The 23,633-nt window shown below is 62.6% G+C and carries 21 protein-coding genes and 3 pseudogenes; 16 read left to right on the forward strand and 8 right to left on the reverse strand.

What is annotated here, in order from left to right; all coding sequences use genetic code 11:
- The first annotated feature begins 2 nt into the window (after positions 1 to 2).
- The 4 genes and pseudogenes from ACM42_RS11825 to ACM42_RS11840 all read left to right on the forward strand — a co-directional run bounded on the left by ACM42_RS11825 (position 3) and on the right by ACM42_RS11840 (position 3,412).
- On the forward strand, positions 3 to 797 hold the full coding sequence (locus ACM42_RS11825) for an enoyl-CoA hydratase/isomerase family protein (protein WP_271528085.1): 795 nt from the start codon (positions 3 to 5) through the stop codon (positions 795 to 797).
- On the forward strand, positions 794 to 1,558 hold the full coding sequence (locus ACM42_RS11830) for an SDR family NAD(P)-dependent oxidoreductase (protein ID WP_271528086.1): 765 nt from the start codon (positions 794 to 796) through the stop codon (positions 1,556 to 1,558). The genes ACM42_RS11825 and ACM42_RS11830 overlap by 4 nt, the downstream gene beginning before the upstream one ends.
- A gap of 319 nt (positions 1,559 to 1,877) precedes the next feature.
- Positions 1,878 to 2,002 (forward strand): annotated as a pseudogene (locus tag ACM42_RS11835) (IS5/IS1182 family transposase); the annotation flags it as partial.
- 61 nt (positions 2,003 to 2,063) lie between these two features.
- Positions 2,064 to 3,412, forward strand: a pseudogene (locus tag ACM42_RS11840) (IS701 family transposase).
- 119 nt (positions 3,413 to 3,531) lie between these two features.
- Here ACM42_RS11840 and ACM42_RS38695 read toward each other — a convergent pair.
- The 8 genes and pseudogenes from ACM42_RS38695 to ACM42_RS11870 form a co-directional block, all read right to left on the reverse strand.
- The gene (locus ACM42_RS38695; protein ID WP_442868921.1) at positions 3,532 to 3,660 is read right to left on the reverse strand and encodes a hypothetical protein; all 129 of its coding nucleotides are present in this window, start codon (positions 3,658 to 3,660) and stop codon (positions 3,532 to 3,534) included.
- Entirely contained in the window at positions 3,611 to 3,916 is a 306-nt protein-coding gene (locus ACM42_RS11845; protein WP_271528087.1) for a hypothetical protein, read from the reverse strand. The genes ACM42_RS38695 and ACM42_RS11845 overlap by 50 nt, the downstream gene beginning before the upstream one ends.
- Before the next feature lie 44 nt (positions 3,917 to 3,960).
- Positions 3,961 to 4,227, reverse strand: a pseudogene (locus ACM42_RS38700) (NAD-dependent epimerase/dehydratase family protein); the annotation flags it as partial.
- Between the two features lie 362 nt (positions 4,228 to 4,589).
- Positions 4,590 to 5,381 (reverse strand): MBL fold metallo-hydrolase, encoded by a 792-nt coding sequence (locus ACM42_RS11850; RefSeq protein WP_271528132.1) that lies wholly within the window; start codon positions 5,379 to 5,381, stop codon positions 4,590 to 4,592.
- Between the two features lie 101 nt (positions 5,382 to 5,482).
- Positions 5,483 to 5,959 carry a RidA family protein gene (locus tag ACM42_RS11855; protein WP_271528088.1) on the reverse strand — a complete coding sequence of 159 codons (477 nt, stop codon included), beginning with the start codon at positions 5,957 to 5,959 and terminating at the stop codon, positions 5,483 to 5,485.
- A gap of 13 nt (positions 5,960 to 5,972) precedes the next feature.
- Positions 5,973 to 7,520 carry a class I adenylate-forming enzyme family protein gene (locus tag ACM42_RS11860; protein ID WP_271528133.1) on the reverse strand — a complete coding sequence of 516 codons (1,548 nt, stop codon included), beginning with the start codon at positions 7,518 to 7,520 and terminating at the stop codon, positions 5,973 to 5,975.
- A gap of 8 nt (positions 7,521 to 7,528) precedes the next feature.
- On the reverse strand, positions 7,529 to 8,848 hold the full coding sequence (locus tag ACM42_RS11865) for an MFS transporter (protein ID WP_271528089.1): 1,320 nt from the start codon (positions 8,846 to 8,848) through the stop codon (positions 7,529 to 7,531).
- A 222-nt stretch (positions 8,849 to 9,070) separates the two neighbouring features.
- Positions 9,071 to 9,997 (reverse strand): LysR family transcriptional regulator, encoded by a 927-nt coding sequence (locus ACM42_RS11870; protein WP_271528090.1) that lies wholly within the window; start codon positions 9,995 to 9,997, stop codon positions 9,071 to 9,073.
- Between the two features lie 539 nt (positions 9,998 to 10,536).
- Here ACM42_RS11870 and ACM42_RS11875 point away from each other — a divergent pair.
- The 12 genes from ACM42_RS11875 to ACM42_RS11930 all read left to right on the forward strand — a co-directional run bounded on the left by ACM42_RS11875 (position 10,537) and on the right by ACM42_RS11930 (position 23,362).
- Positions 10,537 to 11,457 carry a LysR family transcriptional regulator gene (locus tag ACM42_RS11875; protein WP_271528091.1) on the forward strand — a complete coding sequence of 307 codons (921 nt, stop codon included), beginning with the start codon at positions 10,537 to 10,539 and terminating at the stop codon, positions 11,455 to 11,457.
- 170 nt (positions 11,458 to 11,627) lie between these two features.
- Complete coding sequence (locus ACM42_RS11880) at positions 11,628 to 12,752, forward strand: ABC transporter substrate-binding protein (RefSeq protein ID WP_271528134.1); 1,125 nt, start codon at positions 11,628 to 11,630, stop codon at positions 12,750 to 12,752.
- 36 nt (positions 12,753 to 12,788) lie between these two features.
- Complete coding sequence (locus ACM42_RS11885; protein ID WP_271528092.1) at positions 12,789 to 13,694, forward strand: branched-chain amino acid ABC transporter permease; 906 nt, start codon at positions 12,789 to 12,791, stop codon at positions 13,692 to 13,694.
- A gap of 5 nt (positions 13,695 to 13,699) precedes the next feature.
- Positions 13,700 to 15,484, forward strand: coding sequence for a branched-chain amino acid ABC transporter ATP-binding protein/permease (locus ACM42_RS11890; protein ID WP_271528093.1), 1,785 nt, complete (start codon positions 13,700 to 13,702; stop codon positions 15,482 to 15,484).
- Complete coding sequence (locus ACM42_RS11895; protein WP_271528094.1) at positions 15,481 to 16,191, forward strand: ABC transporter ATP-binding protein; 711 nt, start codon at positions 15,481 to 15,483, stop codon at positions 16,189 to 16,191. Before ACM42_RS11890 ends, ACM42_RS11895 begins: the two co-directional genes overlap by 4 nt.
- A 13-nt stretch (positions 16,192 to 16,204) precedes the next feature.
- Positions 16,205 to 16,939, forward strand: coding sequence for a nitroreductase (locus ACM42_RS11900; RefSeq protein ID WP_271528095.1), 735 nt, complete (start codon positions 16,205 to 16,207; stop codon positions 16,937 to 16,939).
- Complete coding sequence (locus tag ACM42_RS11905) at positions 16,917 to 18,458, forward strand: AMP-binding protein (protein ID WP_271528096.1); 1,542 nt, start codon at positions 16,917 to 16,919, stop codon at positions 18,456 to 18,458. Before ACM42_RS11900 ends, ACM42_RS11905 begins: the two co-directional genes overlap by 23 nt.
- A 31-nt stretch (positions 18,459 to 18,489) precedes the next feature.
- The gene (locus ACM42_RS11910) at positions 18,490 to 18,882 is read left to right on the forward strand and encodes a nuclear transport factor 2 family protein (RefSeq protein WP_271528097.1); all 393 of its coding nucleotides are present in this window, start codon (positions 18,490 to 18,492) and stop codon (positions 18,880 to 18,882) included.
- 11 nt (positions 18,883 to 18,893) lie between these two features.
- On the forward strand, positions 18,894 to 19,463 hold the full coding sequence (locus ACM42_RS11915) for a gamma carbonic anhydrase family protein (RefSeq protein WP_271528098.1): 570 nt from the start codon (positions 18,894 to 18,896) through the stop codon (positions 19,461 to 19,463).
- Between the two features lie 417 nt (positions 19,464 to 19,880).
- Complete coding sequence (locus tag ACM42_RS11920) at positions 19,881 to 20,879, forward strand: SphA family protein (protein WP_271528099.1); 999 nt, start codon at positions 19,881 to 19,883, stop codon at positions 20,877 to 20,879.
- 56 nt (positions 20,880 to 20,935) lie between these two features.
- Positions 20,936 to 22,066: an acetamidase/formamidase family protein gene (locus ACM42_RS11925; RefSeq protein ID WP_271528135.1), complete on the forward strand. Its 1,131-nt coding sequence runs from the start codon at positions 20,936 to 20,938 to the stop codon at positions 22,064 to 22,066.
- A gap of 108 nt (positions 22,067 to 22,174) precedes the next feature.
- Positions 22,175 to 23,362 carry a carbon-nitrogen hydrolase family protein gene (locus ACM42_RS11930; RefSeq protein WP_271528100.1) on the forward strand — a complete coding sequence of 396 codons (1,188 nt, stop codon included), beginning with the start codon at positions 22,175 to 22,177 and terminating at the stop codon, positions 23,360 to 23,362.
- The last annotated feature ends 271 nt before the right edge of the window (positions 23,363 to 23,633 follow it).

The following is a 23,633-nucleotide window of genomic DNA, read 5'->3' on the forward strand; positions in this document are numbered from 1 at the left end:
GAATGCAGTTTCAGGATTACAGCGCTCTGCGCTTCGATCGGCGCGGTCGCGTGCTCACCATCACGATGAACAGGCCGGAGACCCTCAATGCGGTCGATGCGACCTTGCATCGCGAATTGTCGCGCGTTTTCGTCGATGCGGCGCTCGATGCCGACTCCGACGTGATCGTGCTGACCGGCGCCGGACGGGCGTTCTGCGCGGGCGGCGATGTGGCCTGGATGCAGGACGCCATCGACCATCCGGCGAGTTTCGAGACCACCGTCTCGGAGGCCAAGGCGATCATCTTCACGCTGCTCGATTGCGAGAAGCCGATCATCGCCAGGATCAACGGCCCGGCGGTCGGACTTGGCGCCACGCTCGGCCTGTTCTGCGACGTGATCTTCGCCGACGAGGCGACCTACATCGCCGATCCCCACGTGTCGATCGGGATGGTGGCCGGCGATGGCGGTGCCGTGATCTGGCCGCAGCTCATCGGCTTCGCGCGCGCCAAGGAATATCTGCTGACAGGCGATCGCATCACGGCGCGTCGCGCGGCCGAGATCGGCCTGATCAACCACGCGGTCCCGGGCGACGCGCTGTCGGCTGCGGTCGACGCCTTTGCCGACCGGCTCGCCAGCGGCTCCACCAAGGCCATTCGCTGGACCAAGGTCACCGCGAATATCGCATTGAAGCAGCTCGCCCACGGCATGATGGATACGGGCCTGGCCTATGAGGCGCTGACGAATATCAGCGAGGATCATCGCAAGCGCGTGGACGCTTTCCTCAAGCGTGCCGCGACCGGGAGCAAGGCACGATGACGGGACGTCTGGAAGGCAGGACGGCTCTGGTGACTGGCGCCGCCGGCGGCATCGGTCTTGCGATTGCCCGCCGTCTTGCGGCTGACGGTGCGCGGGTGGCGATTGCCGATCTCCAGGCCGAACGATTGGCGGTCGCGCTGAATCAACTGCCGGGCACGGCGGTTGCGCTGGTGGCCGACATCTCCTCGGAAGCCGGCGTGGACCGGATGATCGCGGAGGCGGAGGAGCGGCTCGGTTCGCTCGATATCCTCGTCAACAATGCCGGCGTCGCGGAGCCGATCGTCCGCACCGTCGACCAGAGGCTCGCCGATTGGGAGCGCGTCATGGACGTGAATCTCCGCGGCACCTTCCTGGCCTGTCGCGCCTTTGCCGCACGTGCACTGCCGCGCCGCAAGCCGGGCGCCATCGTCAACATCGGCTCGGTGGCGGGGCTGGGTGGCATTCCTAGCTCCAACGGCTACGGTGTCTCGAAGGCGGCGATCGCGCATCTGACGCGTAATCTCGCCTGCGAATGGTCCGCGAAGGGGATTCGCGTCAATTGCGTCGCACCCGGCTACATCGAGGCGCCGATGTCTGCCGAGATGTTCGCTGAATCGCGCGTCGACCGCGGCCGCATCGAGCAGCGGCTGCCGTTGCGCCGCCTTGGCGCCGCCGATGAAATCGCCTCCGCCGTGGCATTTCTCGTGTCCGACGATGCGTCCTATGTGGCCGGCGTCGTGCTGCCGGTCGATGGTGGCTGGTGCGCTTATGGCGGGCCATAGCAGGGCGACAAACCGACCGTCATTCTCGGCTTCGCCAACTGACACGGTGTCCGTATCCCGAGTGAGCGATATTTCACTAGCTGCGATCAACTAGGATAGGATGTCTGTATCGAAATGAATGGGCAAGCCCAAAGTTGCCTTTAGTTACCTCCGACTCGAACAGCGTATTGCGGCAACTTTGGATCAAATTCGGCGGTCCGGATCGGTCGCAATGCGCTTCCGGCTTCCGCCCGACAGCCGGCACCTAGACGAGCGTCGCGCAAATCCAGTGCGCAACCACGATTGCAATAAGAGTTAGCGCATATGCGAGCAGAATCATCGGTTCTTCAACAGGATCAAACAATGTCGTCGCGTGGCGACCCGCTTGCGGGAAACTACCTTGCCTTCATCCAACTCGCATCTATCCAGCTTTGGCTGGCCGCACGTTTTGAGTCCAGCCCCTAGCACTACTTTGGCAGATTGTTGATTTTGTCGCGTTTTATAGGATTCCCGAATCGATTTTTCAATGATTCATGAGTGGTCGGCTCTTGGAGGGCTGACCATGCCGGGATGGGAAGACGAACTCGAACGCTGGCTGATGCCGTTCTTGGACCGGCTGGGTCATAAGACCCGGCAGCGGATGTGCCCTCTGTATGTTGCGGGATTGATCGGTCCTGGCGATCGTAAGAGCGTTCAGCCGATGGCGGAACGCCTTGCCACGGGCAACTACGATCAGCTGCACCATTTCATTGCGGACGGTGTCTGGGACGCGACGCCGCTTGAAACAGAGTTGCTCAACCAGGCGAACCGACTTGTCGGTGGCAGAGATGCGGTGCTGGTTATTGATGACACCTCGCTGCCGAAGAAGGGGGAGCGCTCAGTCGGTGTCGCAGCTCAATATGCGTCGGCGCTCGGCAAGACGGCAAATTGCCAAACGCTGGTGTCGCTGACCCTTGCGCGCGGTGAAGTGCCGGTAATGGTCGCGTTGCGTCTCTTTCTGCCCGACAGTTGGACGAGCGACGTGTCTCGTTTGAAGCACGCTCGCGTGCCCGTCGAACACCGAACCCCACGGTCCAAGCCGGAGATTGCTTTGGCCGAGATCGACCGCGCGATGGCAGCCAACGTGCGCTTTGGATGTGTGCTGGCGGATGCAGGATACGGCCTCAGCGCACCGTTTCGACAAGGGCTAACAGAGCGCGGGCTGGCCTGGGCTGTCGGCATTCCTCGGCACCTGAAAGTGTATCCGGTCGATGTGAAGCTCATTTGGCCGATCACCAAAGTCCGCGGGAAACCACGAAAGCACCACGTGCCCGATATCTTATCGATTGCGGCAGAACAAATGCTGGCCAGCGCCAAATGGAAAACCGTGAGTTGGCGTAGCGGGACGAAAGGTCGGCTCAAAGCCCGATTTGCTGCTCTCCGTGTCCGGACCGCCGACGGCCCTCCGCAGCGGATATGGGATAAAGGTCAGCAGCATCTCCCAGGCGACGAAGCCTGGCTCATTGGCGAGCAACGTGCCTCCGGGGAGAGAAATACTATCTCGCCAATCTTCCGGCGGCGACGAATCTGCGCACGCTGGCCGCCACCATCAAGGCACGGTGGATTTGTGAGCAGGCGCATCAGCAGTTGAAGGAAGAGCTTGGACTTGATCACTTCGAAGGGCGATCATGGCAAAGTCTTCATCGCCACGCCCTTATGACAATGATTGCCTACACCTTCCTGCAATATCGTCGCCTCGCGTACGCGGGGCGGAAAAAAAAGAAGCAACGGGCCTCCGCCCCAACCAACGATGCCCGCCGTACGTCACGCCATCGTCGATCCCATCCTCCGGCCGTCGCCTCAGCGGTGCCCATATTGCCGAAAGCAGATCATTGAAAAACAGCGACGAAAACACATTCTGCCAAAGTAGTGCTAGATTGGCTCTTGATGGCCTTGGCTTCCCGCGAGATAGCGAAACACGCCTCGTCAAGTCCTCGGAGGCGTGGGGCAGATTGTTACAATGCGCCCTCTTCAACCGCCTGGAAGGTCGTTCGAATCTCAGGCTTGAAACCCAGGTCTTGCGCCAGCGATCCATCAAGAACGCCCGACCAGGGATTGGTCAGCGGCGTTGCGATCGGGTCCATCGGAACGCCAGCCAATCAATTCAAAGATGGTCATTGGCTCATCGTCCACTGTGTTAACGACGCGGCCGTCCAGTTTGCCGTTTAACCCCATCTTCACGAACGTGGCGATGTCGCGGTGGTGGATCATGCTCAGCCGGTTGGCCGGATGCAGTTTGAGGATCTGCGCGATATGAGGGATCTGCCCGATATGTCCATCGCCGTCGCCATAGACGAAGCCAAAGCGCAGGATCGACCAGTTAAGACCACTCTCGCGCAACACTTCTCGACCGCAACCTTGCTGGCGGGATAGTCGCGCTCTGGCGCCACCTGGTCGATTTCTAGCGAAGGCCTGGAACTGTTTGCGCTATAGACGAGGCCAGTGCTCGCCATGATGAAACGCGCATTGGGCGCATGTGCGGTGGCCGCCGCGATCAGGTTGCGCGTGCCTTCTAGGTTGACGGTCCAGATCTGCTCTGGCTGCGGCGTACGAAGGACGGCGGCGAGGTGGACGATGGCTTCCACCCCCTGCATTGCTGTCGCCAACGAGGCTGGATTGTCAATCGGCCTGCAAATTTGGCGCTGACTCAATTTTGATGATGAACGTTCAATCTCGTCGATAAACGTAGCGGTCGATCGTGCTGAAAAAACTCCCGATTTTCGACGGGCCCGCAGCCAATTGGAGTCCGATCGGTAGAGTCATCGCTATTCAATCGTGGCGGCAACCTAACTTGTTGATCGGACTCATTGAATGCGTTTGTGAAGCGATGGAGCATCATCAAAAGTGCGTAAGAGCCCCCTTTGGATGCCGATCGGGGGTCCCAGTCCAAAGCCGATTGACAGTTGAGTCGGCAACCAAGTTGGTAGGCTGTCATTTGCGCTTGCCAGGTCATTCTCCTGGGCGCGACGATCCATTCTCCTAGCGAGCATATTTTTGCCGGCGCACACTTGGGTCACGTCGCCGGCCTGTAGTCGTAGGCATCTCCGTGACGGACCACACGCCCGATGCCCGGCCAGCCAAGATGGGCGCCTGCAATCCAAGTCCCGGTCGCAACCGCCTCGTCGAAAACCCTGCGGCGGGTCGCGCGCGCCGTCGGTTGATCGTCGTCATAGCTCCAACTGAACGCAGCATTGGCGAACTGAAGGGCCGGTACATGAACGACGTCGCCGAAGAACAGGAAACTGTTTTCGTCCGTGCGAAACGCGTAACCGGTGTGGCCGGGAGCATGACCGGGCAGGGCGACAGCCGTGAGCCGCTCGGCCACGTGTTCGCCATCTCGAATAGGCGTCAATAACGGCCTGAACTGAGCCAGCTGGGCTTCGGCATGAAAGCCGCTCACCGCCGCCTCGGGTATCACGATCGACTTCAGATTCGGAAAAAGAACACGGCTGTCAGGGGTTAGCAAGCCGTGTACATGATCCTGATGGGTGTGTGTAAGCGCTAAGACCGTAATCAGCGCGGGATCAATTTCGGCTTCGATCATGGTCTTTTCGAGACGACCCAAAGTCGGGGCCCATCCTCCCCCGCCGCTGTCGATGAGAATCCCTTCGACGCCCGGGCCGGCCAGTGCGAAACAATTGACCGATAGACGGAGCGTTTCATCCGCCTTCGCGTCGGCATGGACCGGATTGTTGTCGGCGTCTCGCAGAAGGCTCGCCGGCATATCGAGGTAGCCGTCAGAGAGCGCCCAAACGTGCCATGAGCCGGACGTCGTCTTGAAGACGTTTTCGTTCGAGGATGTCACGATCAAAGGATCACCTGTCGCAAAAGCAAATGTTTTTCCTCTGCAAGATCGGCCGGAACGATGACGAGCAAATATGCGAGGGTCCGCGTCCGACGCATCGGTCAAAGCGTACGATTCAGTTCGAAGATGGCGTCGACTTCGACGACCGCATTTCCGGGCAAGGCCGAGACACCCACTGCCGTTCTCACGTGGCGTCCCGCGTCTCCCAGCAGATCGATCAGCAGATCTGACGCGCCGTTGCCCACCGACGGGCTGTCGGCGAAGCCGGGCGGAGCGTTCACGAAGACTCCGACGCGAAGACATCTGCCGACCAAGTCGAGATCGCCATCGCATGCGTCGCGCAGGTGAAAGAGCAGGTTCAACGCGCAATCCCGGGCGGCCTCGCGGGCCCGTTCGACTGTGACTTCCTCACCTGCCCTACCTTTCGCCGTGATTGTGCCGTCCCGCTCGCAGATCTGGCCGGCCAGCAGGACTAGCCTGTCCGACCGGATCCATGGGAGAAAACGACCTCGCGAGACGCAGCTTCCGGGAAGGGACAGGCCGAGCTCAAGCAGCCGGCGCTCTATCGTGCTCGTCATCGATCTTCTCGCTTCAGATGGCGCGGCCGGTTTCTTTCCAGAAGTGGGCGCGGATATCCTTCTTGAGCACTTTGCCGACGGTGCTGCGGGGCAGAGCGTCCCAGATCACGATCTTCTTGGGCGCCTTCACGCTGCCCAGCTGCAGCCGGCACTGCTCGATGAGCTCCTGCTCGACAAGCGTCTGGCCCGGCTTCAGTTCGACGACGGCTGTGACCGCTTCGCCCCATTTCTCGTCGGGCAGGCCGACCACCGCGCAATCCTTAACCGACGGGTGCTTCCAGACGATCTGTTCGACTTCGCCCGGGTAGACGTTGAAGCCTCCGGAGATGATCAGATCCTTCTTGCGGTCGACCAGGTACAGATATCCGCTTTCGTCGAGATATCCGATGTCTCCGGTCCGGAACCAACCGTCGCGGACGGCGGCGCCCGTCGCTTCTGCGTTTCCGAAGTAGCCTCGCATCAGCGCGTTTCCGCGCAGCGCGACCTCGCCGCGTTCGCCGACCCGAACGGGCTTTCCGTCGTCGTCGACGACGCCGACCACGATCGACGGGCTGCCCCGGCCGCAGCTGGCCAGGCGGGCAGGACACTCGCGCAGCGCGGCGTCGTGCTCCCCGGGCGACATGATCGCGGCGGTGCTCGTGATCTCGGTGAGCCCGTAGATCTGCGTCATCACGGGGCCGAACACTTCCCAGGCCTCCCGCAATTTCGCCAGCGACATCGGCGCCGAACCGTAGATGAGATATCTCAGGGACGAGAAGTCGCGCGTTCGCACGCCGTCCTCGGCCAGCAGTCCGTAGGCGAGCGTCGGCGGAAGGAATGCCGTGCTTATCCGATGCTTCTCGATCTGATCGAGTACGGTGCCCGGCTTCGTGTCCGGACACAGAACGACCGTGCCGCCCTGCGCGAAGGTAGCGAGCGCAATGTCGCCGGCGACGTGCGACAACGGCGTGACAGCGAGGTTGACCGGCGGCGCGTCGAGAGGCAGCGCCATCCGGTAGTTGGCGATCATCGTCGTCCAGTTGAGGCTCGTGCGCTCGACGCCTTTCGGCAATCCGGTCGATCCCCCGGTCGTCAGAAGCGTGACGAAATCGAGCGGTCCGACGTCGGCGTCCCGATAGGCGTCGGCTTGAGATCCGATCCAGTCCGCAAGCGAGGGATAGGCGCCGACTGTGCCGCCGGCGACGACCAGGCCCACGAGGCCGGGGACTTGAGCGCGTATCTCGTCGAGCCGAGCGGCAAATCCGTGGTGGACGACGAGCCAACGCACCCCGAACGCGTTCAGGAGCTCGACCGCTTCGTTGCGGGTCGCCCGAGGGCTGATGGGCATCCACACCTTCTTCGTCCGATGCGTGCCGTACTGGCAGACGAAGAACGACGTGTCGTTGGGCAGCCAAGTCGCCACGATCGCGCCGTCTTCCAATTCCGAAGCGTTCAACGCATTGGCGAAACGCCGACTTTCGGCCGCGAGCTCGCCGTAGCTGACGGTCGTCTCGCCTTGCACGATCGCGACCGACGTCGGGGCGGCCTCGGCCGCCTTGTCGAGATAGTCGAATAAACGCATGGGGGGTCCTAATTGCTCGCCTGTCGATCGGACAGAAGACGTGCGGGAATCGCGACCACGAGCAGAAGGGCCCCGAAGCAGAGCAAGACCGCGAAGAAGTATAGGCCCAGGTTCACGCTGCCGGTCGTGGTCTTGATCCACCCGAGGAGCGAAGGGCTCGCCATGCCGGACAGCTGTGCGATAGTGTTCACGAAGGCGATGCCGGCGGCGACCGACACCGAGTCGAAATAGCGCATCGTTATCGCCCAGAAGACCGGGTACGCGCCGAACAGACCGAACGACGCCAGCGACAGCACGACGAGGCCGAACGGCAGGTTGTTCGTGAAAAACGTGCTGGCGACAAGGCCGGCTGCGCCGAGCGCCATGGGCACGGCTGTATGCAGGATGCGTTCGGCCCGCCGATCCGAGCTACTGCCGAAGAAGAGCATGCCCGCGCCGGCCGCGACATAGGGAACGGCCGTCAGCAGACCTATCGTCGAAGGATCGGCGACGCCGTATTCCTTGACCAGCGTCGGCAGCCAGAAGCTGATGATGTAGATGCCGCTCGCGATCACGAAGAATGTCGCGCCGAGCGCGTAGGTGCGCGGATCGCGGACGACGTCGCGGAGGCCGCTTCCTTCGTTCTCGGACGCCGCGCCGACTTCGGCGATCACGCGGGCACGCTCCTTCACCGTCAGCCACGAAGCGTCCGCGGGCGTGTCCGTCAACGTAAAGGCCGCAACGAGACCAAGCAACGCGGTCGGAATTCCTTCGATCAGGAACATCCACTGCCATCCGTGCCATCCGTTCATTCCGTCGAGATGTCCCATGACGAAGCCCGAGAGGGGAGCGCCGAGGACTCCCGAAACCGGAATCGCCAGGCCGAAGGTCGCCACGATGGCGCCTCGCATCTTGTCCGGAAACCAGTAGGTCAGATACAGCACCACGCCCGGACCGAAGCCGGCTTCGAAAGCGCCGAGAAGAAAGCGGACCGCGTAGAACTGCATCGGCGTCTGCACGAACATCGTCGAAGCCGATAGGATTCCCCAACCGATCATGATGCGGGTGAAGGTCTTGCGGGCGCCGATGCGCGCCAGAAGGATGTTGCTGGGCACTTCGCAAAGCACGTAACCGATGAAGAAGATGCCCGCTCCGAAGCCGTAGATCGCGGCGCTGAAGGAGAGGTCGGACTGCATGCGTACGGCGGCGAAGCCGACGTTGACGCGATCAAGGAAGGCGAGGATGTAGCCGAAGAAGAGGAACGGCAGAATCCGCCAAGCGATGCGGCGATAAACATCAGGCTCTATGCCGACGACCGGCCGTTCGAAATTTGTGGCGACGATGGACATGTCTAAGACCCTCTTGTCACGAGCGAAGGCTGCCGGCGAACTTCGCGTCGGCTGAGAAATCCGATGGGAAGAGAAGAATCCGATCGGTCGATCGAGACGTTGGGGTACGCTTACCGCCGGGACAAATACGGATTTCCGCTGCGTCCCATAGGTCCGGATTATGTGCAGCACGCTGCTCATCGAAGCGGCGGCGATCTGCTCATGCCGTATGCATTGATGGGCTTAGGCAGCCCGCGCGCCGACCCACCGACCGTTCGCGAGGGCTTCGTGCGCTACGCCGCGAATTAGATGCAGAACGGCTTCGGTCGCCCGTGTTGGAGAGCGCTTCGGCGACGTCTCGATCGTCGTCGCAAGCGCGATGTCGGGCGATACGATTCGGCACGCATGGCCGGTCGCAAGAGCGCTCGGCGGAATGGAAGCCAACGGAAAAACGGTGATTCCGTTGCTGCCCAGAGCCATTTCGTTCAAGCGAACGATCGAATCGACTTCTGCGACGACCCTCAGCTGCACTCTTTTCGAAGATGCCGCACTCATGAGTGCTTCGCGACAAACGTGCGAAGGGGATGTGTGATAGATCGCCAGACTTTCGAGTTCGTCGAGCGGTATCTCCGCGCCGAATTGCTCGAGAGTAGACTTCCTTCCGAATGCCCAGAGGTCTTCGACAACCAAAGGAACGACTTCCTCGTCGTAAGCCGGCGTAAACCGGTACAAAACCGAAAGGTCGAAGCGACCATCGACGTGCCACCGCGCTATTTCGCCACTCAGCGCTTCGACAATCGCGAGCTCTATATTCGGATGCTGCGAGTTTACCGCCGCAAGTATAGGTCCCGTCAGAACGTTCGCTACCGTGATCGGAAGACCGATCGTTACGGGACCGCCTATCTCCTGGTTTAGCGTCTTAACCGCGTGTTCTGCTGCCTCAAATCGCGCTACGATTAGGTCGGCATGTACGCTGAAAACCTCGCCGTGAGGCGTTAAGCTGACGCCTCTAGCGTGCCTCGAAAAGAGTGGTTGTCCCAATTTCTGCTCTAGGCTCATAATCTGTGCGCTGAGAGCAGGTTGAGCGATGTGAAGCTTTGCCGCCGCGGCAGAAATGCTCCCGCAGCTCGCTACAGCCCTGAAGTAAAGAACCTGGCGATATTCGAACATCGTCCTCGGGCTCGAATTTCAGAACGAATCCGGCCAGCTTGAGCCGTCGTTCCGTTAATCGTGACGATAGCGTGAAAGGACTGGTTGGACGTGCTCAAAGGTCGTGCATCTATGCTCGTTGCTGCCTTTTAATCGTGCTGTCGAGGTCGGCTGCGGGAGACAGATGCGCGCCTCGCGCTGCGTTGAACGCTAGTTCGATCTCGCGTCCGAGTTGGCTAAAAGATCGACGATCGCGTGGGCAATCGCACCTATTTCTAGGCCTGCGGTCGATGTGGCAAATGTCTTGCAGTATCTACTTGCCACTCGGAGATCGCCGACATGAAACTCGAGCTACCTCAGATTAAGTCCATAAGCGTGCCAAGCGAGCCGCCGATGGTTCAACCTGCTGAGGCATCGAAGATCGGCTATCGGCCAGAGGTACGCACGGCCGAGGGGACCGCAGTCGTGGAAACGGACCCTATTCGGTATCTGGTGCAGCACGGCGCGCCCTTGGCCTTCTAAGGCCAAGGGATCGGCACACCATTTGCTTACTCGTCCGCATGGACATCAAACAAATCCTGTACTTCAAGGCGGTCGCCGACGGGGGCAGTTTCGCCAAGGCGTCCGACCGTCTGCACATCTCCCAGCCCGCGATCAGCACTCAGATCAGTCAACTCGAGGCCGAATTGGGCGCCGATCTCCTCGTGCGACATCCGCGTGGCGTGCGCCTGACGACGGCCGGGGCTGTGTTCTTGGAACACGGGTGCGATATTTTGGCGCGGATCGAGCAGGCGAGGATGGCCGTGCGCGAGCTCGACAGCGAGGTGTCCGGTAGCGTGACGATCGCGATGATGACCAGCATCGCCAACATCGTGACGCCGATCCTGATCGAGCGGGCCAAGCGGCTTCATCCCAAGCTCGACGTGAAGGTCTTCGAGGCTCTGAGCGGCGAGGTCAGCGCCTGGCATTCGCACAGCCGGTTCGACCTGTCCGTCCTGTACCTTCCGGACTCGCACAACGTCGTCGGCGCGACGCCGTTCGCGAAGGAGTCGCTTTATCTGCTCGGACCCATCGTCAAAGGATGCGGGCTTGGGCGGCCGATCGATTTTTCGGATCTGGCCGGTCTTCCGCTCCATCACACTTCCCGCATCCACGGCTGCCGTCTTCTTCTCGACCGGACCGCCGACGAGCGCGGCATCGATCTCGACATCGTCGCGGAAATGGACTCCATCGCGCTCCTCTACGACTTCGTCGCGTCGCGCGGCGCCTTCAGCGTCTTTCCGAGCGTCGGCGTTCCGCCGCTCACGCAGCGGGGCGTCGACTATCGTCTCATCCGGAATCCGGAGATGGCGCTGCAGAGCTACATCGTACGCGGCGCAAACACACCCAAGTCCAAATCGGTCTCGGCGGTAGTGGCCATGCTCGAAGACATCGCGCGCGATATAGAGACGCCGGCGGCGGCCGCGAGGGCCTGCGCCTGACGGCCACGCGGACGAAACGTCGTTTCTCCGCGTGGCCATCGTGCCCAAGACGTTCGCATCCTGCACAGCCTTAACGAAAACCTTTCGATGCCTTCGGAAATCGGTATTGGCGCCCATGCACGTCGTCGTGTGAGGCTTTTCCGGTCGGGACCGTATCCGGAGAACACGTGATGAAAGCCATCGGCGCAGCGGCGTTTGCGATTTCCGCCATATGTTCGTGGAGCGCTTGCGCTCAGGACGTCGACCTCTCGGTACCGATCATCGTACCGATCACCGGGTTGCTGGCGCTCGAAGGAACGTCGCAACTGAACGGCGCCAATATGGCCGTCGCGCACGCCCCCCCAGGCCTGAAAGTCAAATCCCAAGTGATCGATTCCGGCACCGCGGCCGAAGGCGGAGCGAACGCGCTCGAGCGCGTCGCCGCCGGCAAGGACGTCGACTTCGTTGTGGCTCCGCTGTTCGGTACGCAGGTCCTCGCGATGCTGCCGACGGCGCTGGACTACAAGATGCCGATCCTCGCGCCGACGGGCACGGGTCCCGTGACGGAACAGGGTAACCCCTACATGTTCCGCCTCTATCCGAGCGATGCGATCTCCAAGGCCGCGCACATCCGCTACGTGGTCGACGATCTCAAGCTGAAGAAGGCCGCCATCCTCTACAACACGACCGGATACGGGCAGAGCGGCTTCAAGTACATGTCCGAATACATCGCGAAGCTCGGCGGTGAGGTGGTGTTCTCCGAAGGAATAGATCTCAGCACCAAGGAAATCTCTGCGACGCTCGCCAAACTGCAAGCCGCGAAGCCGGACGTCATTCTGGTGCAGATGCACAGCGCATCGATCGCGATGGTCGTGAAGCAGATCGCGGCATCCGGCATCAAGACGCCGGTAGTCGGCAACACCACCATCGCCATGCCGGCGACCGCGGCGCTGCTGCAGCCTTCCGACCTCAAGGGTGTGTGCGCCGAAAGCGCCTCGTGGATCGAGAAGGGCAAGGACGCAACGTCCGGCAAGTTCCTGGAGGAATACACCGCGAAATACGGCTTTGCGCCGGACGCCTACGCGATCCAGCAGTACGATGGCCTGATGATGGCGCTGACGGCGGTGAAGAACGGCGCGCGTTCGGCCGAGGACGTCAGGAAGTACATGTCGTCCAACAGCTACCAGGGCGTCGCCATGACCTACAAGTCGGACGGGAAGGGCAACCTGGCGCACTCGGTGGTCATCGTCTGCTACGACGGCACCTCGCTGACGCCCAAGCTGGTCAAGCGCTACGACGACGTCGCCGCATTCTGACGGCAGTCCGGCATCGATGGGTCGCTCGGGGCAACCATGATTCAGCTTCTGCTCAACGCTCTATCGCTGACGGCCGCCTACTCGCTGCTGGCGATGGGCTTCGTGCTGGTGCTCAACGCGACCGGTGCCGTCAACCTGGCGCACGGCAGCTTCGTGATCGTCGGCGGATTGATCGCTGCGGCGCTCGGGTCGTGGCTCGGTCTTCCCGGCATCGCGCTTCTGCCCTTCGTGCTCGTGGGGATGATCGTGATCGGCGGCGGTCTGGCGCTCGTCGCCTACTATCCGCTGCGGGACCGACCTGCGGTTTCGGTCTTCATCTCCACCATCTCGATGGGAGCGATCCTGGAGACCGCGTCCCGCATGCTCTTCGGGCCGTCGCCGCGCGTCGCACCGCCGATCGTCTCGTCCGGATCCTTCCAGTTCGGAGGCGTCACGATCGGCATCCAGGCGATCTCGATGGTGGCTCTCGCCGTCGTCCTGGTGGGCGCGCAATACCTGATCCTGTCCCGGACTACTCTCGGCAAGCGCCTCAGGGCGGTGGCCGAGGACCGAGAAATCGCGGCCACTCTCGGGATCAACGTCAACGCGATGATCCTCGTGACGTTCGGGATCGCGGCAGCTCTGGCGGGCAGCGCTGGCCTGATGTTCGCCAACACGTTCTACATCACGCCCGGCGACGGCGAAGCATACATGATCAAGACCTACGTCGCGGCGACGATGGGCGGGTGGGGAAGCCTCCGTGGAGCGGTCGCCGGCGCGCTCATCGTCTCGGTCTTCGAGGTCCTGGTCCCGTCCTTGCCCGTAATCCTGCCGGCCGTCGCCGGCGCGCAGAGCCTGTTCTCGCCGACTGCTTCGACGATCTGGCTCTATCTCGCCTTTCTCGTCGTACTCTTCTTCCGTCCACAGGGACTGTTCGGCGAAGCCGTCCAGCAACGCGCGTGAGCCCGATGTCCCGATTGCGTCCGTTTCTCGCCGTCCTCGGCCTGGTCGCGCTCGTGGCGTGGCCGCTTGTGATGTCGTCTCCCTACGATCTGCGTCTCTTCACGCTCGCGGGGGTGTTCGCGATCCTGGCGATCGGCTACCAGTTCATCTTCGGATATGTCGGCGAACTGTCGCTGGCACAGGGCGCGTTCTTCGGCTTTTCCGCCTACGTCACCGGGATCCTCGCCGCCAAAGCGGGGCAGGGATTCCTGGCGACCTTCCCGGCGTCGATACTCGCATCCCTGCTTCTGGCTTCGCTGGTCGCGGTGCCGGTGCTGCGGCTCGCCTCGCACTACTTCGCGCTGGCCACCTTGGGCATCGGCCAGGTGCTTCTGCTCCTGGCGATCGATTGGCAGTCGCTGACCGGCGGCGCCATCGGGTTGTCCGGCGTGCCGCTTCCGAACGTGCTCGGCGCCCAGATCGGCCGGGGATGGCCAATGCTTCTGCTGGTCTGGGCCTTCGTGGGCGTGGCGGCTCTGGTCGCCTTCCAGACGAAGCGCGGCCTTTACGGCCTGGCCTGCCACGTCGTGCGCCAGAACGCTGTCGCGGCGAAGGCGCTTGCCATCGATCCGAATGCGCTGCGTTTCGCGATGTTCCTTCTGAGCGCTGCCATGGCGGGCATGGCGGGCGCGCTGTACGCGCACACAATCCGGATCGTCTCGCCCGAAGGCCTCGACTTCAAGGTCATGATCTCCTGCCTGACCATCGCGGTGATCGGCGGCCGGACCCACATCTGGGGCGCCATCGCCGGTGCGCTGATCGTCGTCCATCTGCCGGAATGGCTGCGCTCGTTCGAGCAGAGCTATCTGATCATCACGAGCGCAGTGCTGATCCTGATCCTGATCGTGGCGCCCGAGGGGCTCGCCGGTCTCGTCGACCGCCTCCTGCCTCCGCAGCCGGGCGTACCGAACACGGCGACGACCGTCGCTGCCGCAGCGGAGAGCACCGGATCTGGCCTCCTGATGCCGTCGGAGACGCCCATCCTGACCGTCGACGGCCTGACGAAGACGTTCGGCGGCGTCCACGCGCTCGACGCCGTCAGCTTTTCCCTGATGCGCGGCTCGATCACCGCGGTGATCGGCCCCAACGGCAGCGGCAAGACGACGTTGGTCAACTGCATCACGGGTCTCTATCGCGCGAATGCGGGTGCGATCACGCTCGGCGGCGGCGCGATCACGACGCTCGATCCTCATCTGATCTCCGGTCTGGGCATCGGCCGCACCTTCCAGAACCTACGGCTGGTCGAGGACATGAGCGTTCTCGACAACGTCGCCGTCGCCCGCTTCCAGGCGGAGAAGGCATCTTTCCGCGAAACGCTTCTCGTCGGCGCGCGCGACCCGAAGCTCGATCTGGCCCGACACCATGCGATGCAGGCGCTGCGGCAACTGAGGCTGGAGAAGATCGCCGGCGACAAATGCGGGTCGCTGGCGCACGGCACCAAACGGTTGGTCGAGATCGCTCGAGCCCTATGCCTCGATCCGGCAGTTCTGCTGCTCGACGAGCCGGCGGCCGGACTGAACGAGACCGAGCAGGCCGATCTCGCCGTCCATCTCGAAAGCCTGGCCGCGCGCGGGCTCACGATGCTGATCATCGAGCACAACATGGAATTCCTGCGCAGCCTCGCGACGCAGATGATCTGCCTCGACTACGGCCAGCTGATCGCGTCCGGACGGCCGAAGGAGATCTACGACAACGAACGCGTCATCGAAGCTTACGTCGGCCGGCGCCAGGCGGCGGAGATGACCGCGTGAAATACATCCTCGAAACCCGCAACCTGCGCGTTCAGTATGGAGAGATCGCCGCCCTTAGGGACGTGACCTTCCGGATCGCCCCCGGCGAGGCCGTGGCTCTCGTCGGCGCGAACGGGGCTGGGAAGTCCACCCTGATCAAGACGATCACCGGACTGCTGCGCCCCAAGGACGGCCAGCTGCTGCTCGACGGCGCCGACGTCAGGACGGTACCGGCCAATCGCCGTGCGCGCATGGGCATCGGGTACTCGCCCGAAGGCCGCCGCGTCTTTCCGGGGCTGTCGGTCCGCGAAAATCTCGAGGTCGCCTCGTTCGGCTCGCGGCGGGAAACGCGCCGGCTGATCGACGACATGTACGCGATCTTTCCGGCGCTCAAGGAGAAGGAGACGTCGCTCGGCTGGACGCTCTCCGGGGGCCAGCAGCAGATGCTGGCCATCTGCCGCGCTCTGATGAGCCGGCCGCGCCTGCTGCTGCTGGACGAGCCGTCGCTCGGACTGTCGCCGAAGCTGACGGACGACGTCCTGTTCCGGATCCCGGAGATCGCGAAGGCGGGTACCGCCGTCGTTCTCGCCGAGCAGAACCTGACAAAGGCGCTCGAGGTCACCGACCGTGCCTACGTGCTGCGCGTGGGATCGATCGTCCTCGACGGCGCATCGAGCGACCTGCGCTCCAACCCGACCGTCCGTAGCAGTTTCCTCGGCGGTCTCTGAAAAGGCGAATCCGATGAGCGTCGTAGAAATACTGCACCGTAGACGATCCGTCAGGGGCTTCCTTCCGAAGCCGGTCCCGCGGGAGACGATCGCGAAGCTGCTCGAAGCCGCGGCACGGTCGCCGAGCGGCACCAACATGCAGCCGTGGCGCGTCTACGTTCTGACGGGCCCCGCCAAGGAACGCCTGACCCGCGACGTGTTGAAGATGCGCGAATTGGAGCCTCACCGCGAGAAGCCTCCGAAGCCCTATGGCGAATACGACTACAATCCAGAGCCGTTGTTCGAACCCTACCTGACCAGGCGCCGTACCGTCGGGTTTGCGCTCTATCAGCTGCTCGGCGTGGAGCGCGGCGACCGGTCGGCGAGCTGGGCGATGGCCGGCCGGAATTTCGAGTTCTTCGGGGCCCCCGTCGGCCTGATCTTCACGATCGACCGTTCGCTGCAGCAGGGCAGCTGGCTCGACTACGGAATCTTCCTGCAGTCGTTCATGCTGGCGGCCCACGACTACGGCCTGGAGACCTGCGCCCAGGCCGCCTGGCGGCACTATCACGACGTCATCCGCCCGCTCTGCGGACTGCCTGAGCGCGAGATCGTCGTATGCGGAATGTCGCTCGGCTACGCCGACGAATCCGCGCCCTCCAACAAGCTGATCACAGAACGCGAGCCGGTCGAGAATTTCGCGACATTCGTCGAATTGCCGAACCTGGAAGTCGAAGGAGGGCCCGATGCGTCTGTACGAGTTCTTTGACAAGCAGACGGACGCGACCCCCGACGCGCCGGCCGTCGTCTGCGACGACCGCGTCACGACCTACCGCGAGATCCGGGACCAGAGCCGCAGGATCGCGCGTGCGCTCGCGGAGACGGGCCTGACACCGGGCGCCAAGGTGGCCAGTTGGCTGCCGAACTATCCGGCGTTCTTCTCGGTACAGCTGGGCATTCACCGCACGGCGTTCGTCTGGATGCCTGTGAACCCGAAGGCGACCGCCGCAGAGTGCGCCGGCAACATGGAAGCGTTCGGCGCCGAATGGCTGTTCGTCGACGTCCAGTTCGCCGAACATCTCGCGATGATCCGGACGAAGGTGCCGACGCTGAAGGGCGTGGTGGTCGTCAACGGGGAAGCGCCGGGCGAGATCTCGCTCGGACGGTTCTGCGCCGACTTCTCTCCCGGGCCGTTCTTCGCCGCGATCGATCCGGCCGCGCCCGTCACGCTGATCTCCACGGGCGGTTCGACCGGCCGGCCCAAAGGCGTGCGCCGCACGTCCGCGAATTGGCTGACGCTGATCGTCAACTACCGTCTCAAATGCTTCGCCGGCACCAAGCCCATCAACCTGGTCGCGACGCCGCTGTCGCACGTCGCCGGCGAGGTCGCGCAGGGCGTGTTCGCCGAAGGAGGGGTCAACGTCATCCTCCCCAAGCCGGATCCGGCGTTGATCCTGCAGGCCATCGAGACCCACAAGGTCACGTGTCTCTTCGTACCGCCGACGCTGCTCTACATGATGCTCGCCCGGCACGTCGAAGGCAGGCACGACTACGGTTCGCTACGACATCTCATGTACGGCGCGGCCCCCATCTCGGTCGAGAAGCTGAAGGAAGCATGGACCGTCTTCGGTCCCGTGATGACGCAGCTGTACGGCCTGATGGAGGCGACCAGCACCGTGTCGATCATGGCTCCTTCGGAACACGCAGCCTCGATCGAGACCGACCGTTTTTCGAGCGTCGGCCGCGGGAGCCCGCTCGTCATGATCGACGTCGTCGACGAGAACGGACGGATCGCCGCGACCGGCGAAAAGGGCGAAGTCGTCTGTCGCGGCTCCAACCTCTGCGACGGTTACGAGAAGAACCCAGAGGCGACCGCCGCCGCCTTCAAGGCCGGTTGGTTTCACACGGGCGACCTCGGCTTCCGGGACGAGGGCGGATACGTCCACCTGCTCGACCGCAGCAAGGACATCATCATCAGCGGCGGCTTCAACGTCTATCCGGGCGAAGTCGAACAGGTGATCTGGACCCATCCGGCGATCCAGGACTGCGCGGTGGTCGGCGTTCCGCACGAAAAATGGGGCGAGGCGGTCACGGCCGTCGTCGAACTCAAGCCCGGAGCGACCGTGCAGGAGAACGATCTCATCGAACTCTGCAAGCGCCAGCTCGGAAGCATCAGGACCCCGAAGTCCGTCGAGATCTGGGACGCGCTTCCCCGCAGCATCGTCGGCAAGGTTCTGAAGAAGGACATCCGGGAACACTACTGGAAGTCCTCTGGACGTCGCATCTAACGAAATCGCACAACAGAGGAGACCCAAGGCGATGACGAACACGACTACCGTCGAACAGCAGAAGCAGGCCGTGAACGAGGTTATCTCGAAATATCTCACCGCGGTCAGGACGTGGGACGAGAGCGGATTCCGCGAAACGTTCCATCCGAAGGCCAACATCCAGCACTATTACGTCAAGGGTGACGACATAAAGACGATCACGCTCGACGAATTCGTCGCCTCGATCGCATCGCTGCACTCGAAATACGACAACGCCGAGGAGAAGGCGCGGGAGATCGAGATCCAGATGGTCGACCACCTAGCCAGCGTCCGCGTCGCCTTCAGCTTCGTGATGGGGCCGCGCACGATGGACGGTCAAGATCTGTTCAATTTGGCCTTCTGCAAAGGCAAATGGGTGATCGTCCACAAGAGCTACTACCTTTAAGAGGCGCCCACATGCACGTCTATTCCAAGGTTCCGCAGGGCGCGGGATCCACCAGTTTCTTCCGTCTGGGCGATGCCGAACCGTCGATCGATCCGACGGCGTGGATCGCACCGACCGCCGCGATCATCGGCGACGTTAGGATCGGTGCCCGATCGGGCATTTGGTTTCACTGCGTCCTTCGCGGCGACGCCAACTCCATCAAGATCGGTGAACGCTCGAACATCCAGGACGGCACGATCGTCCACGTCGATCCCGGCGAGTTCTCGACCGTCATCGGCGACGACGTGACGGTCGGCCACGGATGCATCATCCACGGCTGCCGTCTCGAGGACAAAGCGTTCGTCGGCATGGGGGCCACCGTCATGAACGGCGCCGTCGTCGAAGGCGGAGGCGTGTTGGGCGCCGGAGGCCTGCTGCTGGAAGGCCGCCGCATAAAAGCAGGCGAGCTCTGGACCGGAGCGCCGGCGAAGCTGCGTCGCGTGCTGACCGACGAGGAACGCGACGCCTTCATCTCTACGGCCGCTCACTACGCACGCAACGCAGGGCGTTTCGGAAGCGCGCTGATACCTGCTTGGACGTGATTTCTCCGGACCGGCCTCGCACGCCAACCACTCTCGAAGCCGCTCGAAGAAAGAACGCCGCGCCGATGATTCCATCGCGCGGCGTTCTGCCGACTCGTGCGGCTTTCCGAACTCGGAGCTGTCCTCGCCGGTAGCGCTACGCGATCGCGGGTCGCGTCGCGCCACCGCATCCGAAGAGCATTCGGAAACCGACGCGCATCGGGAATGAGCAGAGCCGTGCGACTTCCTTATGCAGCGAGTCCCACATAGCGAAAGCCTCTGGGACGTAGCCGAAATCGGTATTTGTAGGGCCGATGGATAATTCCCAATGTGCCCTCGAACCGGCCGAACGAAGCTTCGACGGCGCCGACCAACGGTCGGCGCCCAGCGAGAGCGGCGTTCGGGCCGCTCTCAAAATCATCGGGGGTCGAAGATATCATGATCAGATGTTTCCTATGCGGCGGGGCCGCACTGGCGGCGCTCGCATCGTCTTCTTCGTACGCGACCGAAGGGGGTCTTCCCCTCACGAAGGCGGGTATTCTCATAGGCGCAAGCGCAGGCGTTCCAGGTCCAGGAATCTATGGGTTCGACCAAGTCTTCACCTATCAAGGAAATCTGACGGGGCCCGGGACCAACGCGCTCAACCCTCCCGGCACCGGCAAGACGGGAGTGCAAGCAGCCGTAGCTGCACAGGGCATCCTATTCGTGCCGGGCTGGTCATTCCTCGGCGCCACGTACGACGCTGTCATCGTTCAACCGTTCGTCATGCAGAGCGTGGGTTCGCCCGTCAACGCGCAAGCCGCCGGCGTCTTCAATACCTACGTCGTGCCAGTGGAATTGAGTTGGAAGCTTGGGGCCAGCGGCTTCGTCGTGAAGGCCGGCCTCGGGTTCGGCCTGGACGACGGTACGGTGACAGGTGCCAACGGGTTAGGCAACGTCGCGAATCCCTATTGGACGGTCCAACCCGAACTGATCGTATCCTATCTGAAGGATGGCTGGAACGTCACCGCCGCCATGTACGAGGAATTCAACACGCCGAACAGGATCACCCATTATACGACGGGAAACATCCTTCACGCGGACTTCACCGCGACCAAGACCATCGACAAGTGGACGATTGGTCCGGTCGCCTACTATATCGGCCAGGTCACCGACGACTCCTGCCCGGCGTCTTGCGCCGCGCTCGGCGGCAGCAAGCTGGCTCACGTCCAACGATACGACACTTGGTCCGTCGGGGGGCTGGTGGGATACGATTTCGGTCCGGCGAGCGTCTCGGTATGGGCGACCAAAGAGGTGTACTCCAAGGCGTCGAACGCCGCCGCATCGCCCGACCCTTCGGTCCAGCCGATGGGAACGACGGTGCTTGCCACCCTCAGTTATCGGATCTGGGCGCCGGACGCGCCCGCGCCCACGCAACCCAAGCTGTTCCACAAGTAGGGTCCCGAGAGGGATTCCGACGATCAACATCTTATGAGCACGTCGAGGACTTCATGATGCAAAAAGAAAAACATCGGATTCGCATCGAATCCGGAAAGCCATTGTGCGACCAGCCATGCTGCACGGGGCACAACAGATGGCATCCCGACATCGAGCCCGCGATAACCGTTTCTTCGGGATCGACGGTCGAGATCGAAACGCTCGACGGTCTCGACGGGCAGATAAATCCCAAGATGACCGGCTCCGATTTGGAGAGCGTCAATCTGAACCGAATCCATCCTCTCACCGGACCGGTCTATGTCGAAGGGGCCGAACCCGGCGACCTGCTGGCCGTGAAGATCGAGGCGGTGGAGACCGCGGATCGCGGCTTCACGCTGATCTCTCCAGCCTTCGGGTTTCTGCGCGATCATTTCCAGACCCCTCATCTAATCCATTGGGAAATGTCCGGCGGGTTCGCACGCTCTCCCGGTCTGCCCGGCGTGAAGATTCGCGGCGCCCCATTCATGGGCGTGATGGGGGTGGCTCCGTCCCACGATCTGCTGAACAAGATAAACACTCGGGAGAAGAATCTGCTGGGGCGTGGCGGCTTCGTGCTGCTCTCCGAACCAGACGCAGCGGTGCCGTCGATCCCCTCGATAGCGGCGAACGCGATCCGGACGTTCGCGCCACACGAAACCGGCGGAAACATCGACATCAAGCAGATGACCGTCGGCACGACACTGTATTTGCCGGTATTCCAGAAAGGGGGCCTGTTCTCGGTCGGCGACGCGCATTTCGCGCAAGGCGACGGCGAATCCTGCGGAACGGCGGTCGAGACAAGCGCGACCTTCGCGGCGAAATTCGAGGTGCTGAAGGGCGAGGCGAGGCGGCGCAAGCAGAACGACCCGTCTTTCGAGCGCTCGGACTACTTCGCCGAGCCGTCGATGGCGGTGCCGAAGCGCTTCTACGCGACGACGGGGACTTCGGTGAGCCGCGACGGCCTGCACAACGAGTCCGAGGATCTTACGATGGCCGCGCGCAACGCGCTGCTGAACATGATCGAATACATCGTGGATACGCGCGGCTTCACGCGGGAGCAGGCATATTGCCTGACCAGCGTCGCCGTGGACCTGAAGATCAGCCAGGTCGTCGACGTTCCGAATCTCATCGTTTCGGCATTTCTCCCTCTCGATGTCTTCGATGCCTGAACGGCTTCGAAGAATGCGCGGCGCCCGGCGGGCTGGGCGACAGTCGCGTGACGAAAGCACGCCGTTCGCTCGCACGTTTCATGATCAGCAAACATAGGGGTAACGAGGATGACTTCGTATGACAGCAAGTTTCGTGCGGCCGCGATCCAGGCGGAGCCGGTCTGGATGGACGTCGACGCGACGATCGACAAGACAATCGCCATGATGGAGGAGGCTGCGCGCAACGGCGCGCAGATCATGGCTACCCCCGAGGTCTGGCTTCCCGGCTATCCTCAGTTCATTTGGGTGAACGACCAACTCGGAGCCTACAGCCATTACCTCAAATACCACGAGAACTCGCTGGAGCTCGGCGACGAGAGGATGCAACGCATCCAGCGGGCCGCGGCCTTCAACAACATCGCCATCATTCTCGGATATTCCGAGCGCGAGGGCGGCAGCCGGTACATGGCACAGGCCTTCATCGACCAGACTGGCGAGATCGTCGGCAACCGACGGAAGCTCAAGCCCAGCCATGCCGAGCGCACTCTGTACGGGGAAGGCAAGGGCATCGACTTCTTCACGCACGATTTCCCGTTCGGGCGCGTCGGCGCGCTGCAGTGCTGGGAGCACTTTCAGCCTTTGAACAAGCAACTCATGTACAGCCTCGGCGAACAGGTCCATATCGCGTCCTGGCCGGCCCTGTTCGCGTTCAGACAGCACGTGTTCCAGTTCGGCCTGGAGGCGAACGAGACCGTTACCCGGTCGTACGCGCTCGAAGGCCAAGTGTTCGTGATCGCCGCCTCGCAGTTGATCGGAGAAGCGACGCTCGACTACTTCGGCAACACCGAGGAGCGACGGGGATACCTGGCGGGCCCTGACGGCAAGTCGCCGGTAGGGGGCGGCTGGGCCCGCATCTTCGGGCCCGACGGATCTTCGCTGGCCGATCCGTTGCCGGAGCACATCGAGGGCATCATCTACGGCGACATCGACCTGAGCGCCATCATTCTGGCGAAAGGGGCCGCGGACCCGGTGGGACACTACGCGCGGCCGGACGTGCTCTCGCTGAACTTCGACAACCGCGAACACCGTCCGCTCCGCTACGTCGGCGACAACGGCGCGGCCGCCCCCGCAGCGCTGAGCCGGGTGGAGATGTATCGGCAGAAACTTCTCGCCAAGGAAAGCCGGCAGAGGCACCTCGCCGTTCAGCATGAGAACCATGCCACCATAGGTCAGTCTTCGCCCATGCTTCTCGAACGCCCCATGTCCGCAGAAATCGAGCCGGAAGAGAGCAAGGCTCCCAGGCGGGCAGGCGCATAGACGCGGTTCTCGTGGACGGATGGAGCATCCGTCCACGGCAATCGACTGCCGGATGCCGAATGAGAGCATCGACCCAACGTTTGCACGTCGGCGATCGGGCGCCGCCGACGCACGTCGCGATGACATAGATCCGTCATCGTAGTCGGAAGATGAATTCGGTCGCGGTCCTGCGGCTATCGACGGAACGGACGGCAGACTCGACGTCGGTCCATGCTCCTCGAGCAACCGTCATCCTATGTCGGGCATCAAACACTGCTGACATATCACTGGC

The organism is Bradyrhizobium sp. CCBAU 25338 (assembly GCF_028128965.1).
Lineage (GTDB): Bacteria > Pseudomonadota > Alphaproteobacteria > Rhizobiales > Xanthobacteraceae > Bradyrhizobium > Bradyrhizobium liaoningense.